Origin of the sequence: Pseudoalteromonas arctica A 37-1-2, from assembly GCF_000238395.3 — a bacterium.
Classification (GTDB): domain Bacteria; phylum Pseudomonadota; class Gammaproteobacteria; order Enterobacterales; family Alteromonadaceae; genus Pseudoalteromonas; species Pseudoalteromonas arctica.
This window is the reverse complement of the sequence record NZ_CP011025.1, coordinates 1339336-1363987: the sequence shown is the minus strand read 5'-3', so window position 1 is coordinate 1363987 and position 24652 is coordinate 1339336. Positions and strand designations below refer to the sequence as shown.

The 24652-nt window shown below is 39.2% G+C and carries 18 protein-coding genes; 5 read left to right on the top strand and 13 right to left on the bottom strand.

From position 1 onward, the window contains the following. The first annotated feature begins 95 nt into the window (after positions 1-95). Complete coding sequence (locus PARC_RS06120) at positions 96-3428, top strand: MHYT domain-containing protein (RefSeq protein ID WP_033012540.1); 3333 nt, start codon at positions 96-98, stop codon at positions 3426-3428. 3 nt (positions 3429-3431) lie between these two features. Then, a complete protein-coding gene (locus PARC_RS06115) occupies positions 3432-4424 on the top strand; it encodes a response regulator (protein WP_007581075.1) in 993 nt (330 codons plus the stop codon). On the opposite strand, the gene PARC_RS06110 is transcribed toward PARC_RS06115, so the two are convergent. Continuing rightward, on the bottom strand, positions 4421-4861 hold the full coding sequence (locus PARC_RS06110) for a VOC family protein (protein WP_010555082.1): 441 nt from the start codon (positions 4859-4861) through the stop codon (positions 4421-4423). The two genes, PARC_RS06115 and PARC_RS06110, sit on opposite strands and share 4 nt — an antisense overlap. Position 4862: 1 nt before the next feature. Continuing rightward, positions 4863-5594, bottom strand: a complete 732-nt coding sequence (locus PARC_RS06105; protein ID WP_206007901.1) for an HD domain-containing protein — start codon at positions 5592-5594, stop codon at positions 4863-4865. A 64-nt stretch (positions 5595-5658) separates the two neighbouring features. Here PARC_RS06105 and PARC_RS06100 point away from each other — a divergent pair, with 64 nt between their 5' ends. Then, positions 5659-6849 (top strand): class I SAM-dependent methyltransferase, encoded by a 1191-nt coding sequence (locus PARC_RS06100; RefSeq protein ID WP_007581068.1) that lies wholly within the window; start codon positions 5659-5661, stop codon positions 6847-6849. 30 nt (positions 6850-6879) lie between these two features. Here the strand turns inward: PARC_RS06100 and PARC_RS06095 are convergent, their stop codons facing one another. From PARC_RS06095 to PARC_RS06045, 11 genes are all read right to left on the bottom strand, one after another. Then, a complete protein-coding gene (locus PARC_RS06095) occupies positions 6880-7176 on the bottom strand; it encodes a PilZ domain-containing protein (protein ID WP_007581065.1) in 297 nt (98 codons plus the stop codon). A 9-nt stretch (positions 7177-7185) separates the two neighbouring features. Beyond that, positions 7186-7566: a response regulator gene (locus PARC_RS06090; protein ID WP_007581064.1), complete on the bottom strand. Its 381-nt coding sequence runs from the start codon at positions 7564-7566 to the stop codon at positions 7186-7188. 75 nt (positions 7567-7641) lie between these two features. Further along, a complete protein-coding gene (gene hrpA, locus PARC_RS06085; protein WP_010555080.1) occupies positions 7642-11529 on the bottom strand; it encodes an ATP-dependent RNA helicase HrpA in 3888 nt (1295 codons plus the stop codon). A gap of 272 nt (positions 11530-11801) precedes the next feature. Beyond that, the gene (locus tag PARC_RS06080; RefSeq protein ID WP_010555079.1) at positions 11802-12833 is read right to left on the bottom strand and encodes an isoaspartyl peptidase/L-asparaginase family protein; all 1032 of its coding nucleotides are present in this window, start codon (positions 12831-12833) and stop codon (positions 11802-11804) included. Between the two features lie 290 nt (positions 12834-13123). Further along, positions 13124-13828: a SapC family protein gene (locus PARC_RS06075; protein ID WP_002961447.1), complete on the bottom strand. Its 705-nt coding sequence runs from the start codon at positions 13826-13828 to the stop codon at positions 13124-13126. A 336-nt stretch (positions 13829-14164) separates the two neighbouring features. Next, positions 14165-14875 carry a 6-phosphogluconolactonase gene (pgl, locus tag PARC_RS06070; RefSeq protein WP_007581060.1) on the bottom strand — a complete coding sequence of 237 codons (711 nt, stop codon included), beginning with the start codon at positions 14873-14875 and terminating at the stop codon, positions 14165-14167. Between the two features lie 2 nt (positions 14876-14877). Beyond that, a complete protein-coding gene (gene zwf, locus PARC_RS06065; RefSeq protein ID WP_007581057.1) occupies positions 14878-16350 on the bottom strand; it encodes a glucose-6-phosphate dehydrogenase in 1473 nt (490 codons plus the stop codon). Positions 16351-16618: 268 nt separating this feature from the next. Next, a complete protein-coding gene (pgi, locus tag PARC_RS06060; RefSeq protein WP_010555078.1) occupies positions 16619-18265 on the bottom strand; it encodes a glucose-6-phosphate isomerase in 1647 nt (548 codons plus the stop codon). Between the two features lie 402 nt (positions 18266-18667). Next, positions 18668-20923: an aminotransferase class V-fold PLP-dependent enzyme gene (locus tag PARC_RS06055; RefSeq protein ID WP_010555077.1), complete on the bottom strand. Its 2256-nt coding sequence runs from the start codon at positions 20921-20923 to the stop codon at positions 18668-18670. A 135-nt stretch (positions 20924-21058) separates the two neighbouring features. Beyond that, a complete protein-coding gene (locus tag PARC_RS06050; RefSeq protein WP_007581049.1) occupies positions 21059-22135 on the bottom strand; it encodes an AI-2E family transporter in 1077 nt (358 codons plus the stop codon). After that, positions 22128-22346, bottom strand: coding sequence for a sulfurtransferase TusA family protein (locus tag PARC_RS06045; protein ID WP_002961455.1), 219 nt, complete (start codon positions 22344-22346; stop codon positions 22128-22130). Before PARC_RS06045 ends, PARC_RS06050 begins: the two co-directional genes overlap by 8 nt. Before the next feature lie 145 nt (positions 22347-22491). On the opposite strand from PARC_RS06045, the gene PARC_RS06040 reads away from it, so the two are divergent. After that, the gene (locus tag PARC_RS06040) at positions 22492-23157 is read left to right on the top strand and encodes a hypothetical protein (protein ID WP_007581045.1); all 666 of its coding nucleotides are present in this window, start codon (positions 22492-22494) and stop codon (positions 23155-23157) included. Between the two features lies 1 nt (position 23158). Continuing rightward, positions 23159-24616, top strand: a complete 1458-nt coding sequence (bepA, locus tag PARC_RS06035; RefSeq protein WP_007581042.1) for a beta-barrel assembly-enhancing protease — start codon at positions 23159-23161, stop codon at positions 24614-24616. The last annotated feature ends 36 nt before the right edge of the window (positions 24617-24652 follow it).

Genomic DNA, 24652 nt, shown 5'->3' with positions numbered 1-24652 from the left:
AGAATTCGTCACTTTATAGCGCGATTAGAAATAACGGTTCATTTATTAGTAAATTAGATTAAACTTGTAAAATAAAGATTATATTTCGAGCCGTTATGCTATCAGCTTTCTTCATTACAGACCAAGATCCAAGCCTAATACTTAATGGGGTTTACGACCCTCTTCTAGTCTCAATGTCTGTATTAATAGCCATTTTTGCTGCTTTTTTTACTACTAAGCTCATTGATTTAGCAAAAGAGACTAAATTCCCTCGTTATCAACGTTTAGCAAATATAACTGCAGCAACTGTATTTTCTTCTGGTATTTGGAGTATGCACTTTATAGGTATGTTAGCTTTTTCGCTATGTACTAATATAAGCTACGATCCAACAATCACACTACTCTCTTTTCTTCCTGCTTTATTAGCATGCCAGTATGCGGTATCAATACTTGTAAATAGTGATGGAAACTTTAGAGTGCTCAGCATTTGCTCCATCTTACTTGGGGCTGGTATTGGTACAATGCATTACAGCGGTATGGCTGCAATGGAGCTTTCCCCAATGTTGCGCTATGACCCACTGACCTTTGGCCTTTCAATTTTAGTTGCCGTCGCTCTTTCGTTTATAGCGTTATATAGCCGCTTTAATCTTGAAAAATTTTTTCCAAAATTATCATACCTACAAAATAGAGCCATCAGCGCTATTATATTAGGCTTTGCTGTTGCTGCTATGCATTATATGGGCATGGCATCTACACGCTTTGTTGCAACATCCCCTCTTTTATATGACGACGCAAATGCTTCTGCTGGGCTCACTTTTGTAGCCATCGCGGTTGCAACTGCAACGATTGCCATTACAAGCGTAGTAGCGGTACTTAATGGCATGGTCAGATATAAAATGTTACTTGAAGAAAAGTCAGCCGACGAGTCTCGCTTAAACGCAATTTTAGGCACAGCCATTGATGGAATCGTAACGATTGATCACACCGGCATTATTTTGAGCTTTAACGAATCAGCCAGTAAAATTTTTGGCTGGCACGAAAATGAAGTACAAAATCATAATATTAAAATGCTAATGGATGATGCTATCGCGATGCATCACGATAGCTACCTTTCTAAAGCTAAAAATATTGATTTAGGTAAAGTAATCGGTGTTAACCGTGAAATTTTTGCAAAGCATAAAAATGGCCACTTATTCCCGATTCGTTTGGGGATTGGAGAAGTTAATCAGCCAGGGCAAAATCCTCTATACGTAGGCTTCATAACAGACTTATCAGAGCAACGAGCTTTACAAAAAAGCCTTGAAGAAAAAGAGCAAAAGTATCGCTCTTTAATGGATAACATGCCAGGTGTGGCTTTTAGGTGTAAATTTGATGATAACTGGACCATGCTTTTTATCAGCCCGAGCATCAACGAGTTAACGGGTTATAACCCTAATGAATTTACTGAACATTGCATTGAATTTAACGATCTAGTTTTAAAATCAGACCAGCAACCTATTGTAGATGCCGTCACAAAAGCCGTAGAAGAGAAACGTCAGTATTCAATCGAATACAGAATTCGCCACAGAAGCGGTAAAATCTTATGGCTTTTAGATAAAGGCAGCATCGACTTTGATACCCAAGGCCAAGCAAAGTGGATTGATGGTGTTTTAGTTGATATTACAGAACGCAAAGAATATGAAGAAAAACTAGAGCAAGCTAAATTCAAAGCTGAAGAAGCTGCTTATGCAAAGCAATCTTTTATGGCTAATATGAGCCATGAAATACGCACCCCAATGAATTCTATAATAGGTTTTAGCGATCTATTAATGGATACCCCACTTGATCAAGAACAACAAAAGCATTTAGTTACCGTAAATAATGCAGCGCGTTCATTACTTAGATTATTAAATGAAATTCTCGATTCCGCAAAACTAGAGCGCGGTAAGCTCACTATTGAGCCAATACACTTTAGTTTAAAGCCAGTAATAGACAGTATTATTTCTACTTTTTGGTTAGAAGCTAAAAAGAAAGATTTAGAACTTAAACTTCATATTAAAGAATCAGTAAGTGCTACTTATTACGGTGACCCAGATCGACTCAGGCAAGTACTTACTAATTTAATTGGTAATGCTATTAAGTTTACCGAAAAAGGCTCTGTTACCGTAACTGTTGCTATAACACAAAATCAGCATCTGTTTTTTGAAGTGCAAGATACCGGTATTGGTATTGCAAAAGATCGTATTCAAGCAGTGTTTCAACCTTTCGAACAAGCCGATGGTACTACTACTCGCCGTTTTGGTGGTACAGGTCTTGGTACTACCATAAGCAAACAACTTGTAGAGCTTATGGGCGGAACAATAAACTTAGTAAGTGAGCTAGGTAAAGGCACCTGCTTTTACTTTTCATTGCCGCTTACTTTAGGTGACGAAACTAAAATAGATCATTTTGATGGTCTACACACACAACTGCCTGCACTTAGGGTGTTAGTAGTTGACGATATAGAGCAAAATACAGAACTACTTTCTTTACTCCTGTCACGCGATCAACATGCAGTTACCAAGGCATCTAACGGACTTGAAGCGATTAAAGTATTTGAAGAACAAGACTTTGATGTCATTTTAATGGATATACATATGCCATTGTGTGATGGCATAGAGGCAACACAAAAAATAAGAGCAATAGAAAATCAAAGACAAATTAAATACACGCCAATTATCGCGCTCACAGCCAGTGTATTACAACAAGATAAGCTTACGGCTAAAAAAGCAGGCATGAATGGCTTTGCAAATAAACCCGTCGATATAAATCAGCTAAACCAAGAAATAGCCCAAGTGCTTGGTCTTGGTATTGCAAAAGAAATGGTTATATCGCAAAGCGATCCTAAAGCGCAGCATATAGATTTTGAAAAAGGGTTAGCCCTTTGGGGTTCTAAATGTAAGCAACTTACAGAGATTACTAAATTTATTAGTGACAGTAATAAACGGTTCGAAACATTATTCAGTGATAAATTATCAAATATAAAAGATGTCGATAGCACCATTCACACACTTAAAGGTGTTGCTGGTAACTTAGGCCTAATAACATTAATGAAGTTATTAACCGATTTAGAGCAAAAACAAAGTGACGCTAAAGTTATTAGTACTTTAGACGATATAAAAAACGAGCTACTTGTCATCTCACAACTGCTGTCATCTAATACTTGCGATAAGCCAAGTAGTAAGCCTGAAGATAATAGTTCTGACACGCTATCAATTGATGAAATTAAGTCACTGTGTAAGACGCTTTATCAAGATGCACAAAACGCAGAGCTAAATGATGAGCTATTAGCAAAGCTGCAACGCGGCGCACCTGCTAACTGTCAAGATGATGTTGATGCTATAGCCGAGGCCTTTGATGAATTTGATTTTGATAAAGCACACGTAATACTAGAAACCTTACTTGAAAAACTAACAAACAATGAGTATTAATTAATGGATTTTACAACAGATAGGCCACGAGTATTAATTGTTGACGATGAGCCTGCAAATCTAAAAGTAATGCGCGAAGTGTTAGGTAATCAATATCGTATGTCGTTTGCTAAATCGGGTGATGCCGCATTGGCACTACTTGAAAAAGAACTACCAAAGCTAATTTTGCTCGACATAATGATGCCAGATATGAATGGGTTTGAAGTCTGCCAGCGGGTAAAAAACAATCCTAAAACGTCTCATATCCCCATTATTTTTGTGACAGCTTTGGGGGACGAAAATGATGAATTTAAAGGTTTTGAACTTGGTGCCGTAGATTATATTACTAAGCCAATAAGCCCTGCTATTGTAAGAGCTAGAGTTAAAACTCACTTATCGCTAGTGCAAGCTGAGCAATTAAAACAAGCACATGTAGATTTAGTACAACGTCTAGGCCGTGCTGCTGAATATAAAGATACTGACACTGGCGAACATATAGTGCGTATGAGCCAATACAGCAAAGTATTAGCATTAGCGCTAGGTATGGATGAGCAAAGTGCAGAGCTTTTACGCCAAGCCGCCCCAATGCACGATGTTGGGAAAATAGGTATCCCTGATGCTATCTTACTCAAGCCAGGAAAGTTAACTTCTGAAGAGTTTGAACATATGAAGAAACACGCCATAATTGGTGCACAAATATTAGCAAATTCTTCATCGCCATTATTACAACTCGCTCATAAACTTGCTATTGAACACCACGAAAAATGGGATGGTTCAGGCTATCCTAACGGGATCAAAGGCGAAGAAATATCAATTGAAGGTAGAATTGTTGCCGTTGCTGACGTTTTTGATGCTCTGACTTCAAAACGCCCTTATAAAGAGGCATGGAGTGTAGAGAAAACAGTTTTGCATATGCAAGAGCAAGCAGGAGCTCATTTTGATCCCGCTCTAATCGAACTATTTGTGAAAAAATTAGACGATATTCTTGCTATAAAAAATTCAAATCAAGAAAGCTAATTCTTTTTAGCGCTGTGAGAGCCAAGCTCAACATTTGGATAGTAAGACTTTATATAACGATAGTCATGTGACGTAATTTCATGGCTATTACCGCTTTCATCTTTAAAGTACATAGAAAACGTTACACCATGATCTGCTAAAACTACTTTTATATTTAAACCCTCAAGATGATTACGCCATTGAATAAATTGATCCCCTGAGGCCAAAAATGCAATCCCTTTACTACGCCCCTCACCTTCAAAAAGTGCTAAACGAGTTGTTGAACTAGTATCTTCAAGTGTTAAAGGGCCGCGTCCGTCCTCATCCCAAAAGGCAAGCTCGGGTACTACACTAAAACCTAAAACACGCTCATACCACTTAACGGCATCAATCAAGTTATCAACATTTAAATGGCTATGATCAATCCCAGATAATTTAGGTATGCTTGTATTATTCACGTTACTCACCTATTTCTGACTTTAATTGCTCTAAAAAGTCATGCATATACCTTGTACGTCTATTCGCTTCTGCTTTAGCAGATGGCGTATTCATACTATCGGCAATATGTAATAACTTTATAAAAAAGTGATCAAGCGTGTATGTTTTATCATCAGCCTCGCGTTCAATACAAAAAGGGTCTTCTGGGTTATACAATAACCGAGAAATTGATCCGCCTACTTTCATGCATCGACTCACTCCAATAGCGCCCAATGCATCCATTCTGTCAGCATCTTGTACTATTTGCGCTTCAACTGTTTTAATTTTTATATTTGCGCTGAAACTATGAGCGGCAATTGCATGATGAATCTCATCAAAAAGTGACTCGTCATAATTAATAGATTTTAAAAATTCCAATGCCTTATCGGCTGCCATAGTAGAGGCTTTTGCACGATCAGGGTGGTTTTTAGCCACCGCCACACAGTCGTGCATCCACGCAGCAGGTAATACAACTGACATGTTTGCCTGCTCCGCATTACATAACTGTATTGCAACGCGCACCACGCGTTCTATATGGGTAATATCGTGAGCAACATCGGCATGCACTAAAGAGGTTATAAATTCTCTGCATTGTGAATTAAGTATTTTTAAATCGGGGCTTAAAACGGCGTCAGGCACTATTAGGTTCCAAAAGCTAATGAATCGATAAATTATCCGTACTTTACCGTGCTTTATGCCCACCTTGCAAAACATTCATTGTATGTTGCTCCTTGCTTGACTAAAATACAGCGCTTATTTATTACTACTGAGAAGCCTTATGTCATCTGCCGTTTACCTACAAGCTGGTCGCGATAAATCATTAAAAAGAAAACACCCTTGGTTATTTTCAAAAGCCATCAAAAAAATTAAAGGTAAACCTGGATTAGGCGACACAGTAACGATTCACGATAGCGAAGGTAAGTTTTTAGCAACTGCTGCTTACAGCCCTCACTCACAAATTCGCGCACGTGTTTGGAGCTTTGACGAAAAAGAAGTAATCGACCAAAACTTTTTTGAACGCCGTTTACGTCGCTCATTAGAAGCACGTAGCCAAGTAATAGAAGAAGGCGGATTAACAGGGTTTCGATTATGTGCTGCTGAATCTGATTACTTACCAGGCGTTACAATCGATAAGTTTGATAACGTGTTAGTGTGTCAGCTACTAAGTGCGGGTGCCGAGCGTCATAAAGGCGAGATTGTTGGCGCGTTGATGTCTATTTTCCCAGGTTCTAGCATATACGAGCGCTCAGACGTAGAAGTACGCACTAAAGAAGGCTTAGAGCCAATAAAAGGCGCTCTTTGGGGTAACGAACCAACACAGCCGGTACTTATTGAGGAAAACGGTTTTAAAATTGAAGTCGATATAATTGATGGACATAAAACGGGCTTTTATTTAGACCAGCGCGATAGCCGCGCCGCACTTGAGCGCTTCTCAAAGGGTAAAACGGTACTTAACTGTTTTAGTTATACAGGTACATTTTCGTTGTACGCCCTGCGTGGTGGATGTGAGCATGTAACTAACGTAGATGTATCTCAACCCGCTTTAGATACAGCAAAACGTAATGTTGAACATAATAACTTAGATTTAAATAAAGTAAGTTTTGTTAAGCAGGACGTATTTAAGTTACTACGCCAATACCGCGACGAAGGTAGACAGTTTGATACCATCGTAATGGACCCACCAAAGTTTGCTGATAATAAAGCGCAGCTAACCGGTGCGTGTCGTGGTTATAAAGATATCAATATGATTGCCATGCAAATACTAAAACCAGGTGGAACATTACTAACGTTCTCATGCTCTGGTTTAATGGAACAAAACTTATTTCAAAAAGTAGTAGCCGATGCAGCACTTGATGCAGGTAAAGACCTACTTATAATGGAGCGATTAAACCAGGCAGCTGATCACCCAATTGCTGGCAGCTACCCTGAAGGCTTTTACTTAAAAGGCTTAATCTGTAAGGTTTTTTAATATCTACTATTGAGTTTAACTGGATTCAAGTTAGTTAAACTGAATGATTTCAAGACCTGCTGTTACCGTGCCATCATCTTCTTTGCTGGCACGTATTACTTTTGCTGTTGCATTTAAAGGCGCAATACTTGGGTGAGTCGAATCAATGTTCACCGTCAGTAATGTATTAGGTTCAAGTAATTCATCTAAATGAATTGATAAACCTGTTGCACTTAAATCCACGCACTCTGCGGCAAAACTTAAACCCGCTATTGGTTCTATCGTTGTTAAATTTGCAGGTGTATTGATCTGCATGCGTCTAAAATTTCGCTTATCATCAGTAAACATACGTTACCTCTAAAAAACCGTGTTAATTTCTTCCAACAAAGCACCCACTGAAAATGGCTTTACAACATATGCGTTACAACCAGCGTCAAACCCTGCTTGTTTTTCAGATGGAGACTCTAGGCCCGATACCATAACAACAGGAATATTTTTTGTTTCAGGTGTGTGTTTTAGCATTCGGCATGTATCATAACCATCAAGACCAGGCATACAAACATCAAGCAAAATTATATCTGGCGGACTCGCAATTGCCGATGCAAGACAGCTTTGCCCTGAATCTGCATAACTAACATCAAATTTCGACGCGAGTGCTGCTTTGAGCATTTCAAAATTAAAATACTCGTCGTCTACCACTAAAAGTCGCTTTGTTTTATGTTCAATCGATGAGGACATAACTATGTCACTTCCTTTTCAAAACAAAAATAAATCCTCCTATTAAGGTACTAAGCTTAATAGAAAATGCAAGTTTTATTCTATCTCTTTTATCGCATTAAGTACTCGCTTAGCCGAAATTGGGTAAGGAGTTCCAAGCGTTTGAGCAAATAGCGACACTCTAAGCTCTTGTTGCATCCAAAAAATAGCGGTTACTTCTTGTGGAATAGGCAAGCCTTTAGGCGTTTTATTAACTACTTTTTTGTACTCTTGAGCAACTTTATCCAACTCTAGTACGCATAACCTATCACGATTTGGATCCACAGGCAGCTTCTCTAAACGTTTTTGAATCGCTTTTAAATAACGAATTAAATCCGTTATTTTATCTGCGCCATGCGCGCTCACAAAACCTTTAAATATAAGTGACTCAAGCTGTGATTTTATATCGCCATGCGCGGTTATCATCGTTAAATCAACGCGCCCTTTCATTTTTTTATGCAGTGCGTGCGCAATACTTAATACTTGCTCAACTTGCGTTGCAATCGATACAACGGCATCACCGAGCTCACCTCGTATTTGCTCTTTTACTGTTTCAAATACTTTTTCATCGCGTATATCGCCGTGTTTCACTAATAAGCTATCAACACCTGCGGCGATACAGTCATCAATTAAATCAGCTATTTTACCAAATGGGTTAAAGTACAAACCCAGCTTTGCCTTATTCGGTAAGTTTTGTTGTAAGTACTTAATTGGCGACGGCACATTTAACAATACTAAACGGCGCAAACCTTGTTGATGCGCTTGCTGCGCTTTTGCTTCACTATCAAAAAGCTCCACTGCAGCGGCTGATTTTTTATCCACCAGCGCAGGGTATGCTTTTATTTCGTATTGACCTTGTTTTTTAACATATGACGCTGGCAGCTCACCAAAGTCCCATTGTGTTAGGTCTGATTTTTCAATGCCTTTATCGGCTACTTTAGACAGTGTTTCGGTTACTTCACCTTGCAGCTCTGCTTTAAGTTTGGCTAAATCAAGTCCACGAGCAAGTAACTTATCGTGTTCATCACGTACTTCAAACTGCAATCGTAAATGCGGTGCAAGCGCGGTTAAATCCCACGCTTCTGCATCAACTCTCACACCTGTCATTCTTAATAAGCGCATAGCTAAAGCATCAATTAAGCTACCTTGCATTGGCTCAATAGCTGCAAGTACTGCATCTGCGTAATTTGGTGCTGGCACAAAATTACGGCGAAGCGATTTAGGTAATGACTTTATAAGCCCACTTATTAGCTCATGTCTAAATGCAGGTATATGCCAGTCAAAACCACTCTCTTGTACTTGATTTAAAAGTGCTACCGGTATTTGTACCGCAACGCCATCAACTGCTTGGCCTGGGTCAAAATGATAAGCAAGCGGCAGTATAATATTGTCTTGCTGCCATGTGTCAGGGTAGTCAAACTCAGTGATATTACTTGCACCATGCTGCATTAGCTCTTCACGAGTCATGTGTAGGTAATGCTTATTTTGTTGTTTTTGTGTTTTATACCATTTTAAAAATGCAGCGCGGTTATTAATTTCTTTGGGTATTTTTTTATCGTAAAACTCAAATAACGTTTGCTCATCAACTAAAATATCACGACGACGCGACTTATTTTCCAGAACTTGAATATCTTCAATAAGCTCACTGTTAAATGCTAAAAAGCCCTCGTTTAAGCCCAGCTCTTGCTCAACTAATGCAGTGCGCACAAAAAGCTCTCGGCTCACTTTAGGGTCAATATTGCTATAAACACAGCGGCGTTTATTTACAACAAGTAAGCCATACAAAGTTTGCTGCTCAAACGCGATTACCGCACCTGGCTTTTTCTCCCAGTGTGGCTCTGTATAGCTGCGTTTCACTAAATGCTGTGCTAATGGTTCTACCCAGTTAATGTCTATTTTTGCATTTGTGCGGGCATATAATTTACTGGTTTCTACCAGCTCTGCCGACATAATCCATTTAGGGCTCTTTTTAAATAAACCTGAACCCGGAAAAATATGAAACTGACTATTACGTGCGCCTTTGTATATTTGCTTCTCATCTTTAAAGCCAATATGGCTCAGCATTCCGCTTAATAACGCTTTGTGAACGAGTTCGCCATCAGCCGCTTGGCTGGTTGCCTTCATACCCATTTCGTTACACACAGTACTTATTTGATAAACAATATCTTGCCACTCACGCAGGCGCATATAGGCTAGGAAATCTTTTTGACACAGCTTTCTAAACTGGCCATTAGTCAGCTCGCTTTGCTGCTCTTCTAAGTAATTCCATAAGTTCAAAAAAGCGATAAAGTCTGAATCTGGGTCGTCAAAGCGACCGTGTTTTTCGTTAGCTGCAGCACGTTTTTCTTGCGGGCGTTCGCGTGGATCTTGAATCGACAACGCCGCCACAATAACAATCACTTCACGCAATGCGCCAAGTTTGTGAGCTGTGAGCACCATTTTAGCTAAACGAGGGTCTACCGGTAATCGGCTGAGTTCTCTACCTGAAGCGGTTAAACTCGTTTTACTATCACGTTTGTCTGGTTTTACTGCTTGTAGTTCTTCTAATAACGATAAACCATCACTTATATTACGGCTATCTGGCGCTTGCACAAACGGAAATTGCGCCATATCACCAAGCCCGAGTGCCAACATTTGCAAAATAACTGAGGCAAGATTAGTACGCAGTATTTCAGGGTCGGTAAACTCTGGGCGCGATAAAAAATCATCCTCAGAGTACAAGCGAATACAAATACCCGCTTCAACACGTCCACAACGACCCATACGCTGATTAGCACTTGCTTGCGATATAGGTTCTATTGGCAGGCGCTGAACTTTTGTACGATAACTGTAGCGGCTTATACGCGCAGTACCTGGATCTATTACATAACGAATACCAGGCACGGTTAGTGACGTTTCGGCTACGTTGGTCGATAAAATAATATGACGACGAGAATGTGGCGCAAATATACGGTTTTGCTCTGCGTTAGATAAGCGCGAGTAAAGTGGCAATACATCAGTGTGTTTTAAATTACGCTTGCTAAGTGCATCCGCGGTATCGCGTATTTCACGCTCACCGTTTAAAAATATCAGTATGTCGCCAGGACCTTCCGCGCACAGTTCGTCAACAGCATCAAAAATACCTTGTAGCTGATCGCCCTCGGCTTCCATATCTTCTTTATTAATATCGGCCGTTGGGTTGTAACGCACATCAACAGGGAAAGTACGACCCGATACTTCTATAATGGGCGCATCATCAAAATGCTTTGAAAAGCGCTCAGGATCGATGGTTGCAGACGTAATTATTATTTTTAAATCGGGACGTTTTGGAAGTAGGTTTTTTAAGTAACCCAAAATAAAGTCGATGTTTAAACTACGCTCGTGCGCTTCATCTATAATTATGGTGTCGTATTGGTTTAAAAATCGATCTTGCTGAATTTCTGCCAGTAAAATACCGTCAGTCATTAGTTTAACGTACGTATTATTAGAAACCTGATCGCTAAAACGAATTTTAAAACCGACTTGCTGACCAAGTTCGCACTTCATCTCTTCAGCAATACGGTTAGCCACCGTTCGCGCTGCTAATCGGCGTGGTTGAGTATGGCCTATTAAGCCATCAACACCACGGCCAAGCTCTAAACACATTTTAGGTATTTGAGTTGTTTTACCTGAGCCCGTCTCACCTGCAATAATAATCACTTGGTTATTTGCAATGGCGTCTTTAATTGTTTCCTTTTTTTGACTTACTGGCAATTGCTCAGGGTAAGTCACTTTAGGAAGGCCCGCTAAGCGTTTATCGCGTAATTCTTGGCTACGGGTTATATCAGCCGCTATTTTTTCAAGCGCGTTGGCATGCTTGTTTTCATCTGTTATTTTTTTTACGCCATGTAAGCGTTTTTTGAAAATGAATTGATCTTTTTTCAAGCACGTTTTTAGCTCGCCAAACAACTGACCTAGGTTTACCACCCGCATACCTTACAAAATTAGTTAAAGAGCCATAATTGTATCAAATTAAACGGCCGGGGTTAATCCTACAAAATGCATAACACGGGGTTGTTTGTTATATAAACGCTGCGATTCACCCAAACTGCGAATAATAAATCTATCTCAAGCGGTTATTTTCAGCGCTAACTGCGCTGAAAATAACTAGCTAGCAAAAAATGAATTAAAATATCATTGTGGTTCAATATGTTAGTAAATCTCTTAACCAGAGTTGAGGTTAATTAAATTACTTTGTCTTATTCGTCGTTAAAAATGCCCACGTAGGTCGCTTGCGTATTCGATTTACTTGCCCGATACATGCCAGAGGTATTAAACGGCAAGCTAATATTCCCCTTAGTATCAATAATAATAACGCCACCTGTGCCACCAATTGGCTTAAGCACACCGTTTATAACTTCATCTCCAGCTTCAGCTATGGTTTTACCTTGATACTTAACACGCGCACATATATCGCTCGCTACGTTATAGCGAATAAAATATTCACCGTGCCCTGTTGCCGATACTGCGCACGATTCGTTTTCAGCAAATGTCCCAGCACCAATTACCGGCGCGTCACCTACACGGCCATAACGTTTTGCCGTCATACCACCTGTGGATGTACCTGCCGCTAAATTACCGTTTTTATCAAGCGCCACTGCGCCAACCGTGCCCATTTTGTAAGAGTTAGGCAATGCTTTGTGCGCAGCTTGGTACTCTTTACTGGTTGCTTTGGCTTTATCTAATTTTTGTTTTGCTTTTAAAAGCGCTTTGTAACGAGGCTCGGTATCAAATAAGTTATTTTCGACAAGTTCAACACCTTGCTCTTTAGCAAACTCCTCAGCGCCTTGCCCACTAAGCATTACGTGTACAGAGTTATCCATGACCAAACGCGCTAATTTAATCGGGCTCTCAATATGCTTTACACCCGCAACTGCGCCTGCTTCACGGTTTCGACCATCCATTATGGATGCATCAAGCTCATGCCCGCCATCGTAAGTGTATACCGCTCCACGCCCTGCATTAAAATAAGGCGATTGCTCTAATACTGTAATTGCCGCAGTTACCGCATCTAAACTTTCACCGCCTTGGTGCAATACTTTATAACCTGTCTCTACGGCCTCTGTTAATTTAGCGCGGTACTGCTTTTCTTGGGCGGGTGTAAATCGTGCTTTTTCTATTGTCCCTGCCCCACCATGAATCGCAATGGCAAAAGGAGTCTCTGCAGCGAATACGCTATTACTTAAAGCAAAAAGGCTGCTCGCAAAAATTGCTAATAAGGGTGTTTTCATAATGAGTTCTTTTATGGGAAAGTTATAAACTAATGTGAATGGTTGCGGGCTTAATTTCAACTAAAGTGAGTTTAATGGCATAAAAAAAGCGCCTTAGGGCGCTTTTTAAAATTTTACGTGTTTGTAATACCAATTTTATTAAAAACATGGTCATTCTAGCGTATTAAATAGCTCACTAACTACGTTGAAAATTATTTATATAGAACAACTATGTATCATAATTTTAGCCTTGTTATTGAGCCATTTTCTTATCGCTATAATAGATCACTAATTTAATGCAATTGGTATAATTAAGCTTGTTTAGCTTTTAAACGCGCTAAACGTGCTACTTGATGAGTAGACGTTAAGAAAGAATAAATTGGTGCTAAGTAACCACGTTTACGAAGCTCTAAGAAATCAGCATCGCTTAACTCGTTTAGCTTTTTCTCATCGATAAGGTAAATACCGTTGATGTCTTTTTTCTCGCCTTTAATGTCTACTGTAAGCGTTTGCGCAATTAGTAGCTCTTTATCAGCAAGGAATTTAGTGAACGCTTCAGTTACTTGAGAAAACTCAATGAAAGATACAAGCGCTTCTTTACGACGTTTTAGGTAATCTGTTTCTTCGCCGTTTTCAAATAATGCATTACCTTCGTCTTCACCAACAAGCGCACTTGCTTCGTCAATTACGATACCGTATTGATCTTGATCTGGGTGTTTAACTAAGCCCAGTGGGTAACGAGTAGATGCCATAGGTGCAAATGCTGCAGTCCATTTGCCATCTTCTACAAAAAGGTTTTCGCCTGGCTCTAAGCCAAACATAGCAACAGCTTGAAAAGTGCCGCTTTCGTTGTTTTTAACGAATGACATTGGAAACTCGTTTGCTACGCGTGCAAACTCATGTGCAACTACTGGCACTAAATGTTGAGTTTTCATGAATTCTACATTGATGCCGTTTTGAATTTTAGTGTTGGCATGTTTTTCGTTGTGTAAAGGCTGTACTTGTTGCTCCGCCATGTTACTGCTCCGTTTATTTTAATTTATATGTTTCATTGTTAATACCTTTAGGCTAATGCTTTTGAGCTAAAAAAGGAAGGGAAACTTTTATGACAACGACCATGAAAAAATAAAATTTAACTAAATCTGAACGTTGCTAAAAAACATACAGCTCAAACTCATAAATTTTGTTCAAAAACAACACACTTCGTGGTTGATTTTAATACAAACCAAAGTTATTCATTAACATTGGTTAACAGTTCAGGGCTGTTTTTTTGCAGTGTTTAGGCTTAAATTTGAGCAAATAAAAAAGGCCGCTTATATAAGCGGCCTTTAAAAGTTAAATTAGCATCTAAATTAAGGCGCCCAATATACTTCAATATTTATACTTGGGTGATTAAGCACAGCGCGAAGTGGCATGTCATTAACATCGCCGCCCGCTTTTGCTTGCTTATAAACAGCGAGTTTTTCTTCACCGCTAATTAAAAGCTTAACCACTTTAGACTGCGCAATGGCATTTAACGTAAGTGTCATGCGCTCAGTAATACTACCCGTCACATCACTTTGTATCGCATTAATTGCACATACTGTTTGCTCAGTTGTTAAACCGTGCTCTAAACCTTCTGCATTTGGGAATAACGACGCTGTATGACCATCTGGGCCCATGCCTAGAATAGTTACATCGTATGGCGCTTTTAAAGCACTGTAAGCAGCTTCACACACTTCACTGCCTTGCTGCGCGGTTGCAGCATCGTTTTTCATGGTTATAAAGTTTGCAGCACTGCCAAAATTTTGTAATAACGTGCTTTTAATAAATGCTTCGTTACTTTTTTCATGGCTTGGGTCTACCCAGCGTTCATCAACCATAGCAACATCAACATGTTGCCAATCTAAATCAAGCGTTGATAAATGCTTATAAGCTGGCGCAGGAGACGAGCCACCCGACACCATTAATACAGCACGGCCATCATTTTTAATGCCATCACGTAGTGATTGCTCAAGCGTTGCAGAAAGCTCAGCTGTTAACGCGTCTTTATCGTCAAAAAACTTTTCAACTAGTGTTGCCATACTTATACCTTATCGCCTGTGTTAAACCACACGTGGCTTTTTTCTGCCAATAGTTCATCAGCATCCTCAGGACCCCAGCTACCAGCACGGTAAAGTGCAGGCTTGCCTTTGTCTTGCCAACGGTCAATGATTGGATCAATCCATTTCCACGCTTGACGAACTTCATCACGGTGAATAAATAATGATGGGTTATTTGCAGCGGCATCAAGCATTAAACGCTTGTACGCATCTGAGTGAAAACCATTGCTGTAAGCTTGTGAAAGCTCAATATTCATTGTTACTGGTTCAAGTTGCATTTGAAGGTTATCAAGACGCTTAGACATAAGCGTTAGTTGAATTGTTTCCTCTGGCTGCAAACGAATAACAAGACGATTTGGCTCGATATTACCCACGTTATCTTCGTAAATATTGTGAGATACTTTTTTGTATTCAACCACAATTTCTGCACAGCGCTTAGCCATACGTTTACCCGTACGAAGGTAAAATGGAACACCCGCCCAGCGCCAGTTATCAATATGCGCGCGAATAGCTACAAACGTTTCTGTTTTACTAGAACCTTCATTTAGCTCTTCTAAGTAACCCGGTACAATTTTACCGTTTAAGTCACCTGGCACGTATTGACCACGAACAATATTTTCATCAACATCGCCATCTACAAGCGGGCGAAGTGCTTCTAATACTTTTAATTTTTCGTTACGAATACTGTTAGCGTTAAGCTTATTAGGCGACTCCATTGCAACTAAACAAAGTAGTTGTAATAAATGGTTTTGAACCATGTCACGAAGTGCACCGGCTTTATCGTAGAAACCAGCACGGCTTTCAAGGCCAACAGTTTCTGATAAGCTAATTTGGATGTTATCAATAGATTTAGCATCCCACATATTTTCAAACAATGAGTTTGAAAAACGTAGCGCCATTAAGTTTTGTACTGTTTCTTTACCTAAGTAATGGTCAATACGGAAAATTTGCTCTTCATTAAAAAATTCCGCAATTTTTCCATTAATTGCTTCAGCAGAATCACCGCAATAACCAATAGGCTTTTCAACAACAACGCGTGATGTAGGTGTAATTAAACCTTTAGTCGATAATATTTCACAACATGTGCCGTAAACAGCAGGCGGAAGCGATAAATAAAACACACGAGACTTAGTGCTTTCGTGCTCATCTAAAATGCCTTTTAGCACATCCCAGTTGTCGTCTGCTTCTGTAACATTACTTACCACTGGCACTAAAAAAGTAGAAAATGCTTTCCAATCTTTAGCGTTAAACTCACCTTTGCTTAAAAATTCTTGTAATGCTTTATGCGCTGTTTCTATGTATTCAGCACGTTTCGATTCTTCGCGTACTGTTGGTAGGATACGTGAGCCTTCAGGTAAGTTACCTTCTTGATATGCTCTGTACATTGCAGGTAGCAATTTGCGTAACGCAAGATCACCACCGCCCCCAAAAATTATAATATCAAAAGGATTAAGCATAGTTACTCTCTACGTTGTGATACCCAGTACACTTTATAAATGCGCGGGTATGCCTATTTATTGCTAGATTAGATGGCTTTTATAGCTGTATTTAAATAAAAGCCTGCTGAATTGTTCTGTATCGATGATTTATTATTATTTTTATCATTGCGCTTATTAAATGAGCCTTAGGGGCCCTGTATCTCCTCTCACAAAAATACAGACCCTAAGCACTCCAGCGCTACCCGTTCAAAGGTACTCGGTTTACTTACTTGCGTAAGCGAATTTTTTACTGCGTACGGTTTTGTTTGTAGTACGCCATTAAGCCGTTTGTAGAACTATCATGAGCATGTTTAACGCTTTCATCAGTGAGTTCACTCTCAATTTTAGATGCTAAACCTTTACCCAGTTCTACACCCCATTGGTCAAACGAACATATTTCTAAAATAATGCCTTGGCAAAATATCTTATGCTCATACAGTGCAATTAAACGGCCCACTGTTTTAGCATCTACTGTATCTAATAGCATAGACGTTGTAGGACGATTGCCTTGATGAATTTTATGATTTAATAACTCATCAATCTCTGCTTGCGATTTACCCTTAGCGGTTAAATCAGCAGTAACTTGCGCTGCATCTACACCACTCATCATCGCTTCTGTTTGTGCAAAGAAGTTTGATAATAAAATATCGTGATGCTTATCAACATTCACTTGTGGTTTAACAGATGCAATAAAATCTGCAGGTACAATTACATTACCTTGGTGTAAACACTGATAAAACGCGTGCTGACCATTAATACCCGTCATGCCCCAAATAATTGGAACTGTAGTATAAGGTACCGTTTCGCCTGCAAAGTTAACGTGTTTACCGTTACTTTCCATTTCGCCTTGCTGTAAATACGCAGGCAACATATGCAGTGCTTGGTCGTACGGTAATATAGCTTGCGCTGTGTAGCCTAAAAAGCTCGTATTCCATACACTAAGCAATGCCATAATTAATGGTATATTTTGCTCAAACGGCGCAGATTTAAAGTGCTCGTCTATTTCAAACGCACCTTCTAAAATTGCTTCAAAGGCGTCGTAGCCTAAATATAAAGCAATTGGTAAGCCTATCGCACTCCAAAGTGAAAAGCGACCACCAACCCAATCCCACATAGTGAATACGTTTTCGTCGCTGATACCAAAGGCTGCCGTTTTTTCTAAATTTGTACTTACTGCAACAAAATGCTTTGCAATTGTACTTTCATCTTTTGTTGTTTGTAAAAACCAGTCAACCGCCGTTTTAGCGTTTGTCATAGTTTCTGACGTAGTAAATGTTTTTGACGAAATAACAAATAATGTTGTTTCAGGGTCAATGGTTTTTAATATAGACGAAATTTGTACACCGTCAGCATTAGATACGTAGTGAACATTTAACGTATCATCAGCAAGTGCTTTTAATGCCTCAGTTGCCATTTGTGGGCCAAGGTTAGAACCACCTACGCCAATACTTACAACATCTTTTACCGCTTTACCTGTATAGCCTAACCACTTACCGCTACGAACTTTTTCTACAAACACTTTAATTTTAGCTAATTCGTTGTCTACGGCTTGTGTTACGTTTTCGCCATCCACTATTAATGGAGTGTGAGCACGATTACGAAGTGCCGTATGTAGTACTGAGCGATCCTCGGTGATATTGATTTTTTCACCGCTAAACATTTTATCGCGCCACGATGCAATATCGCATTCTTTAGCAAGCGACATTAAGTTTGCAAAAACATCGTTATCAATAAGTTGCTTAGAATAGTCGAATAATACGCCAGGTACTTGAGTCGAAAACTGAGAAAAGCGCGTGTCATCTTGTGCAAATAACGTTTTCAGATGTGTTTGTTTCATCTTAGCTGCACTTTGTTCTAGTGCTTGCCAACTTGCTAGTTGCGTTCGGTTAGACATGGAAATATCCTCTAGTTTTTTCAATCAATTGATTTAAAAATGTTTTTTATAAAAGCAAAACTCTTAACACTGTTTATTTACGCTAAAATAAAGCGCCGATAGTATAACTAAAAATGCAAAAAAAGTGCTGTTTTTATAATTTTAGATGCCGATGATAACGCAATTTTTAGCTTTTGACACCGGTATCATAAAAATTTTATAAATTAATTTACCCGCAATTTTAAAGGCAACGGGATAGCTTAATCAATCAAAATGAAATATTAATGAATTTTTATCAGCACAATAATTACTTTTTATAGTTATTCACTAATTACTAGGGCTTGTTTACCTTGCGAGCAAATAAACCTTAAAAACAAAAAAAATCGGCCCTAAAGCCGATTTTGTATAAATTACAATCTTTGTTTAATTACTAAGCGCTAACCCGCCACTTAGGTTATAAACCGTTTTGTATCCTAGTTGCATTAAATTAGTTGCAGCAATTTTTGAGCGGTTACCACTACGGCATAATAAAATGTACTTGTTATTTTTGTTTAATTGCCCTTCAAATACCGCATTTGCCATTCTGCTAAGTGGTATATTTAATGTTTTTTCATCTAGCGTATTAAATAACTGAGCAACATTATTTGCTCCATGCTCATACGGCTCCCGAGTATCTATTAAATATGTATCGCTGGTGTTTAACATTACTTTAGCGTCATCAAAATTTAATTGCTGTGTATCAACCTCAGGTAACGCATTTACATAACCACACAATTGCGTGTTATCTACTTGTTTTGAAGCGTCGTACTGCTGTTTTTGTATTGCAAATTCATCAACTGAAATACTGCCGCTCACTAACGCATCAAGTAATGGCGTTTGGTTTTGCTGTACAGCCCAGTTCATGGCAAAACATTGTTGGTAGTCGTGCCCTGAGCAAATAATGCTGGTGCTATTAAGTTGCTCGCTCATTGCTAAAATAGAGCGTGCCATTGCTTTTGCATCCCCACCTATAAGCGATGTATTGCCAAGCCCTGCAGGCAGTATTAAATCACCACAAAAACAGTAACGCGTTTCGCCATTACTGTTTTTTAATAAATAACTTACACTGTCTTTGCTGTGCCCAGGTGTAACTACTTTTTCAAGTACGTCGTTTGCCAAGTTAATACTTGCTGTATTTAGCGGCCAACCTAGCGAATCAACCTCACCTTTTACAACTCTTGATGCAAGAACGCTGGTTAGTAAATTAGTCGCTGACTCTCGCTCTTGATGCAGATGAGTATTAAGCACCGCCGATATAGTTAAGTTTTGTGTATTAGCTATTTTTTCAAAGCGCGGAATAAGCTCAATAATAGGATCGATAATTACAGCGTGCTTATCATCGCTTACATAAAGCCAACTACATGCTCCTTGGTGCCTAAACTGAGTAAGGCCCAGTGCGCATACTTCTTGTTGTGGTGTGGTGCTGTCAGATACGATTAAACAGTTTGCCTGGAGTATTGCTTTAAGAGCGCGAATACGCACACAAGCATCATCAATATCGTGTTGTGTTGCAGCAGGTCCAAACGATAGCCTAATCGCGTTTTCGCTTTGCCACTTACTTGCACCCATTGCATCTAAAACAAAACTTGTTGATGCGCCTGTACTACAAGCCGAGCCTCCACTTACGCGAATGCCCGCAGCGTCAAATAAATCAATCACTTCTTTGCTCGTTAAATCGTTAACAGCAAAGTTAAGTGTGGTAGGCACGCTATAAGCAAAATCATGATTGAATGTAATATCGCCAAAGGTGTCTTTTATCGCGCTTTGTAACTGGCTTCGATAAGAATTAAGTACGCTAATTGGTTTAAATGTATCGTCTGATTTATCAAGCAACATACTAAATAGCTTATTTAACCCTGCAATACCGGGTAGATTTTCGGTGCCTGAGCGCATTCCACTTTCTTGACCGCCACCCGCTATAAAAGGTGTATACGCACTGCCACTACGAATATATAAAAAGCCAATACCTTTCGGTGCATAAAGCTTATGCCCCGAAAAAGGTGCGTAATCTATTGTTGTGTCACTTAGTGCGAGCGCTTGTTTACCGAGCGCCTGCACGCAATCCACCATCCACGATACATTTTTATTACGGCTACGAATCACCTGCTCAATAGCGGGTAAATCTTGATATACACCGGTTTCGTTATTAACGGCCATGGTGCAAATCATCAAAGCGTTATCGATATGTTTAGCTATAAAATCTAAATCTAAAATACCGTTACTATCAACCGGAATAGCAAGCACTTCAGCATTAACGTCTAGTACGCTATTCCAGTGCTTAAGTGTATTTGGCACCGCTTTGTGCTCAGTAGCGCCATATAACAATACGGGGTTTTTAATCGGGTGTTTTTTAGCATCAATTAACGTAGAAACCACCGCAGTTTGAATGCCTTCTGTTGCGCCAGAGGTAAATAAAATATCGCCATTACTTGCGCCAATAACTGTGTGTGCTTTTTGACGTGTTTGTTCTAATAAATGCTTGGCTTGAATACCTGTAATGTGCGGGCTTGAAGGATTACCAAAACATATTTGCATGGTATGAGAAACAACATCAGCAATACAAGGCAACACAGGGGTCGTTGCGTTTGCATCAAGGTAAACTTGTTTTACTGGCTCATCGTGCAATAAAAACTCAGACATTAAAAAACGCACCTTATTACTAAAAAATATATCTTATTACCAATAGTACATAAATTTACAGGTAATGAGTAATAATCAATTAGCACTAGAGGTGCGTTTACTATGCTTTTTTAGACTAAAAGTCTGTTTACTTAACTATTCACTGACCTCTTTACTTATCTCTTCATGCGTTGACGACCAAGCTGTTATTAGCGCTTTTACTAATGAAGCCAACGGGATGGCAAAAAATACGCCCCAAAATCCCCATAAGCCACCAAAAAATAATACCGCGACAATTATAAATACCGGATTTAAATCAACCGCCTCAGAAAATAATAGTGGCACAAGCACGTTGCCATCAAGCGCCTGAATAATTCCGTAAATAATTAAAATGGTCCAAAACTGTGTTTCTAATCCAAACTGAAACAGCGCAACTGCCGCTACCGGAATAGTGACGAGTGCCGCGCCAATAAATGGAATTAATACCGACAAGCCAACAAGCACTCCAAGTAATGCGGCGTAGCGTAAATCTAAAACAGTAAATGCAATAAAAGACACACCACCAACAATTAAAATTTCAAACACTTTACCGCGAATATAATTCATAATTTGTTGATTCATTTCATGCCACACTTGCAAAATTAAGCGTCGTTGCTGCGGGATCAGTTTAGCAATACTCCCCGTTAGCTCCAGCTTATCTTTAAGCATAAAAAACACCAGTAACGGCACAAGTACTAAATATATAAGCCATGCAACAACATCTTTTAATGAGGTTAGTGAAAACGACAATACAGTTTGACCAAACTCAATGATTTTAGCTTCTACCGTTGCAACAATAGCTTGTACTTGATCTATGTTAATTAAACTTGGGTATTGTTCAGGTAAAGCCATTAAATAAGACTTCCCTTGCTCTAACATATGCGGGGTTTCTTGCACTAAGTTACTGGTCTGCTTCCAAAGCACTGGGCCAATAACCAAAATAAGGGTGAGCATAATGCTAATAAATATCAACATTACAATAATCGTTGCAGTAAAACGTTTTAAGCCAACGCGCTCTAAATGAACAACCGGCCAATCAAGTAAATAAGCAATAACCAATGCTACAAGCACAGGAACAATTAACGAGCCAAAAAAGTAAAGTAAGGCCACTGAGGCTAATAATAAAAATAATAAGGTAGACGAATGAGGATCCGAGAACTTCCTTTCGTACCATGTTTTTACGTATTCAAACATGTAATGGCTCCACTAATAACAACCCACGTTGTTTATCAAAATTGTAACTATAAGCATTTTTTTGCAAAAAACGTTCAATATCGTTCGCACTTTCACCTTTATTAAGACTAAAAGTGATACGTTGTTTTGAAGATTGCGCACTTCGTAGCGCAAGTTTAAACTGCACAAATTGCTGAGGGCATTTAAACTCTTTTAAATCGCGCTCTACCATAACTACTTTATCCGTATAGTAAATGAATAATAAGTCGCATATTTACGGTCAATATACTTATATACCCAAACCGTTGTAACTTTTTGTTAAAACAATACCTGCAATAGTTTATCCTTATAACATAACTAGCAGTAAGGATAAGTTAATGCCTGGCACGCATAATAAAGCGCAACTACCCAGTAATCCAACACTCAAAGAGATTAATTGGTTTAAAAAGCAAATTAATTGGGGCGAACTACCTCCTTTTTATCACCTTGTTGCCTCATCAATAAGCGAATCAGAAGGGATTTTAGATCATGGATTCGATAATGCAGTTAAACAACTTATAGATAAACGCAATTGGAACTTAGATTTATTAGAAGGCCATGAAGACAGCCTTGGTGTAATACACACTAAACATAAGCCACGTATTGCGCTGCACCAAGTTTTTACCGACAGAGGCTTTGAGCTATGGGCACAGCCTTATGCTAAAGATGTTATTGTTGATCAATACATAAAAAATAATCGCTTTATGGAGTTTAGAGTGTGGGATCCACATTCAATGAAAAACCTGATCAGAATAAGTCAGTTACATAAGTTTATTGGCTTTTATTTTGAACGGGGCGACAAAGCAGATAAAGCCATTATTTTACATGCACATAAAGTAGTACATAAAATTATTACTTTTTTGCAGCGAGAATTGAACGTTGTAAAGCTTGATGGAGTCACAATAAAAGAACTATACCAATTGTGCGAAAAAGACAGCCGTGCAAGCAGTGACGAAATAGACATAGCCAAAATTGCAATTGGCGAACAAATTAACAAGGAATAAAATGCAGCTAAAATCAGCATTTATCACTTTATGCAGTGCCGCGCTTACGTTTAGCTTATTAGTAAGCGAACCTTTAAAAGCGCAAACCAACTTTACTCTTCCTGATTTAGGGACATCTGCATTACAAGCACTGCCACTTGAAAAAGAACAAGCTATTGGCGAAGTAATGATGATGCAAATACGAGGCTCATCACCAGTTATAAACGACCCTGTGCTAGATGAATACCTCACAACTATTGGCCGTAAACTTGTTGCTAATGCTAACGATGTACGTTTTCCGTTTTCGTTTTTTTGGATAAATAACTCAGAAATAAATGCGTTTGCATTTTATGGCGGGCATGTAGGTGTACACACAGGGTTAATAGCTCAAGCCGATAACGAGAGCCAGTTTGCTTCGGTACTTGGTCACGAAATTGCTCACGTAACACAGCGCCACTTAGCACGTAGAATACAGCAGCAACAAGATAACAGCGCGCTGACCATTGCCGGTATGATTGCAGGTATATTAGCAACCGTTGTTGCACCCGACGCGGGTATTGCCATTATATCTGCCAGCCAAACACAATCTGCTTTTAGCCAGTTAACGCATAGCCGCTCAGCTGAGCAAGAAGCTGACCGCATAGGCATGCAAACACTTAATAATGCAGGATTTGATCCCCGTGCATCGAGTGAGTTTTTAACTAAACTTGCAGCGCAAATTCGCTATAAATACAAGCCACCAGCATTTTTGCTAACTCACCCATTACCAGAGAGTCGTGTATCAGATGTACGTTTGCGTGCAGAGCAATTTCCTGTGCGCCTTATGAATGCGAGCCTTGAGTTTAATTTAGCAAAAAGTCGAGTGCTTGCCCGCTATGACAACAAACCAGAAAACGCAGAAGATCTATTTAGAAAGCTACTGCGCGAAAACACCTACAACAACACTGCATTAAAGTATGGTTTAGCCATAAGCTTGCTTGATCAAAAAAAGCTTGATGAAGCAGCACCAATATTAGACGAGCTTTTAAAAAACGATCCTAAAAACTTATTTTATATAGATACCCATACCGATTTACTTATTGCACAAAAAAAGGCAGACGAAGCCGTTAAGTTTTTAGCGGATTTAAATCAGTATCGCCCTAATAATCAGGTAATTACACTTAACTATGCCAACTCAGCACTTGAAGCTGAGCAATATGAGCTTGCTGAAAATATTTTAAAGAGTTTTTTACTCGAAAAGCCAGATCATAACTTAGGCAAACAACTCCTTGCAGACGCGTATAAAAAACAAGATAAATTAGCCTCTTATCACGAAGCTAACGCCGATGTATTAGCGCAATATGGTGCTTATTTAAAAGCCGCAGACGAAGTACAAAAAGCACTAAACTTTGTAGAGCCTACTCAACTTGTAAAGCAACAACGTTTAAAAGCACTACTTACCCAGTATCGACTTTTACAAAAAGAGCTTGCAAGACTTTAAGTCTGCAAGCGCTTACCCTAAAATAGACGCAATTCA

What these genes read in the sequence shown, in the direction of transcription:
- PARC_RS06120 (WP_033012540.1), top strand. Translation starts at nt 96, where the DNA reads ATGCTATCAGCTTTCTTCATTACAGACCAAGATCCAAGCCTAATACTT.
- PARC_RS06115 (WP_007581075.1), top strand. Translation starts at nt 3,432, where the DNA reads ATGGATTTTACAACAGATAGGCCACGAGTATTAATTGTTGACGATGAG.
- PARC_RS06105 (WP_206007901.1), bottom strand. Translation starts at nt 5,594, where the DNA reads ATGTTTTGCAAGGTGGGCATAAAGCACGGTAAAGTACGGATAATTTAT.
- PARC_RS06100 (WP_007581068.1), top strand. Translation starts at nt 5,659, where the DNA reads ATGTCATCTGCCGTTTACCTACAAGCTGGTCGCGATAAATCATTAAAA.
- PARC_RS06095 (WP_007581065.1), bottom strand. Translation starts at nt 7,176, where the DNA reads ATGTTTACTGATGATAAGCGAAATTTTAGACGCATGCAGATCAATACA.
- PARC_RS06090 (WP_007581064.1), bottom strand. Translation starts at nt 7,566, where the DNA reads ATGTCCTCATCGATTGAACATAAAACAAAGCGACTTTTAGTGGTAGAC.
- PARC_RS06080 (WP_010555079.1), bottom strand. Translation starts at nt 12,833, where the DNA reads ATGAAAACACCCTTATTAGCAATTTTTGCGAGCAGCCTTTTTGCTTTA.
- PARC_RS06075 (WP_002961447.1), bottom strand. Translation starts at nt 13,828, where the DNA reads ATGGCGGAGCAACAAGTACAGCCTTTACACAACGAAAAACATGCCAAC.
- pgl (WP_007581060.1), bottom strand. Translation starts at nt 14,875, where the DNA reads ATGGCAACACTAGTTGAAAAGTTTTTTGACGATAAAGACGCGTTAACA.
- zwf (WP_007581057.1), bottom strand. Translation starts at nt 16,350, where the DNA reads ATGCTTAATCCTTTTGATATTATAATTTTTGGGGGCGGTGGTGATCTT.
- pgi (WP_010555078.1), bottom strand. Translation starts at nt 18,265, where the DNA reads ATGTCTAACCGAACGCAACTAGCAAGTTGGCAAGCACTAGAACAAAGT.
- PARC_RS06055 (WP_010555077.1), bottom strand. Translation starts at nt 20,923, where the DNA reads ATGTCTGAGTTTTTATTGCACGATGAGCCAGTAAAACAAGTTTACCTT.
- PARC_RS06050 (WP_007581049.1), bottom strand. Translation starts at nt 22,135, where the DNA reads ATGTTTGAATACGTAAAAACATGGTACGAAAGGAAGTTCTCGGATCCT.
- PARC_RS06045 (WP_002961455.1), bottom strand. Translation starts at nt 22,346, where the DNA reads ATGGTAGAGCGCGATTTAAAAGAGTTTAAATGCCCTCAGCAATTTGTG.
- PARC_RS06040 (WP_007581045.1), top strand. Translation starts at nt 22,492, where the DNA reads ATGCCTGGCACGCATAATAAAGCGCAACTACCCAGTAATCCAACACTC.
- bepA (WP_007581042.1), top strand. Translation starts at nt 23,159, where the DNA reads ATGCAGCTAAAATCAGCATTTATCACTTTATGCAGTGCCGCGCTTACG.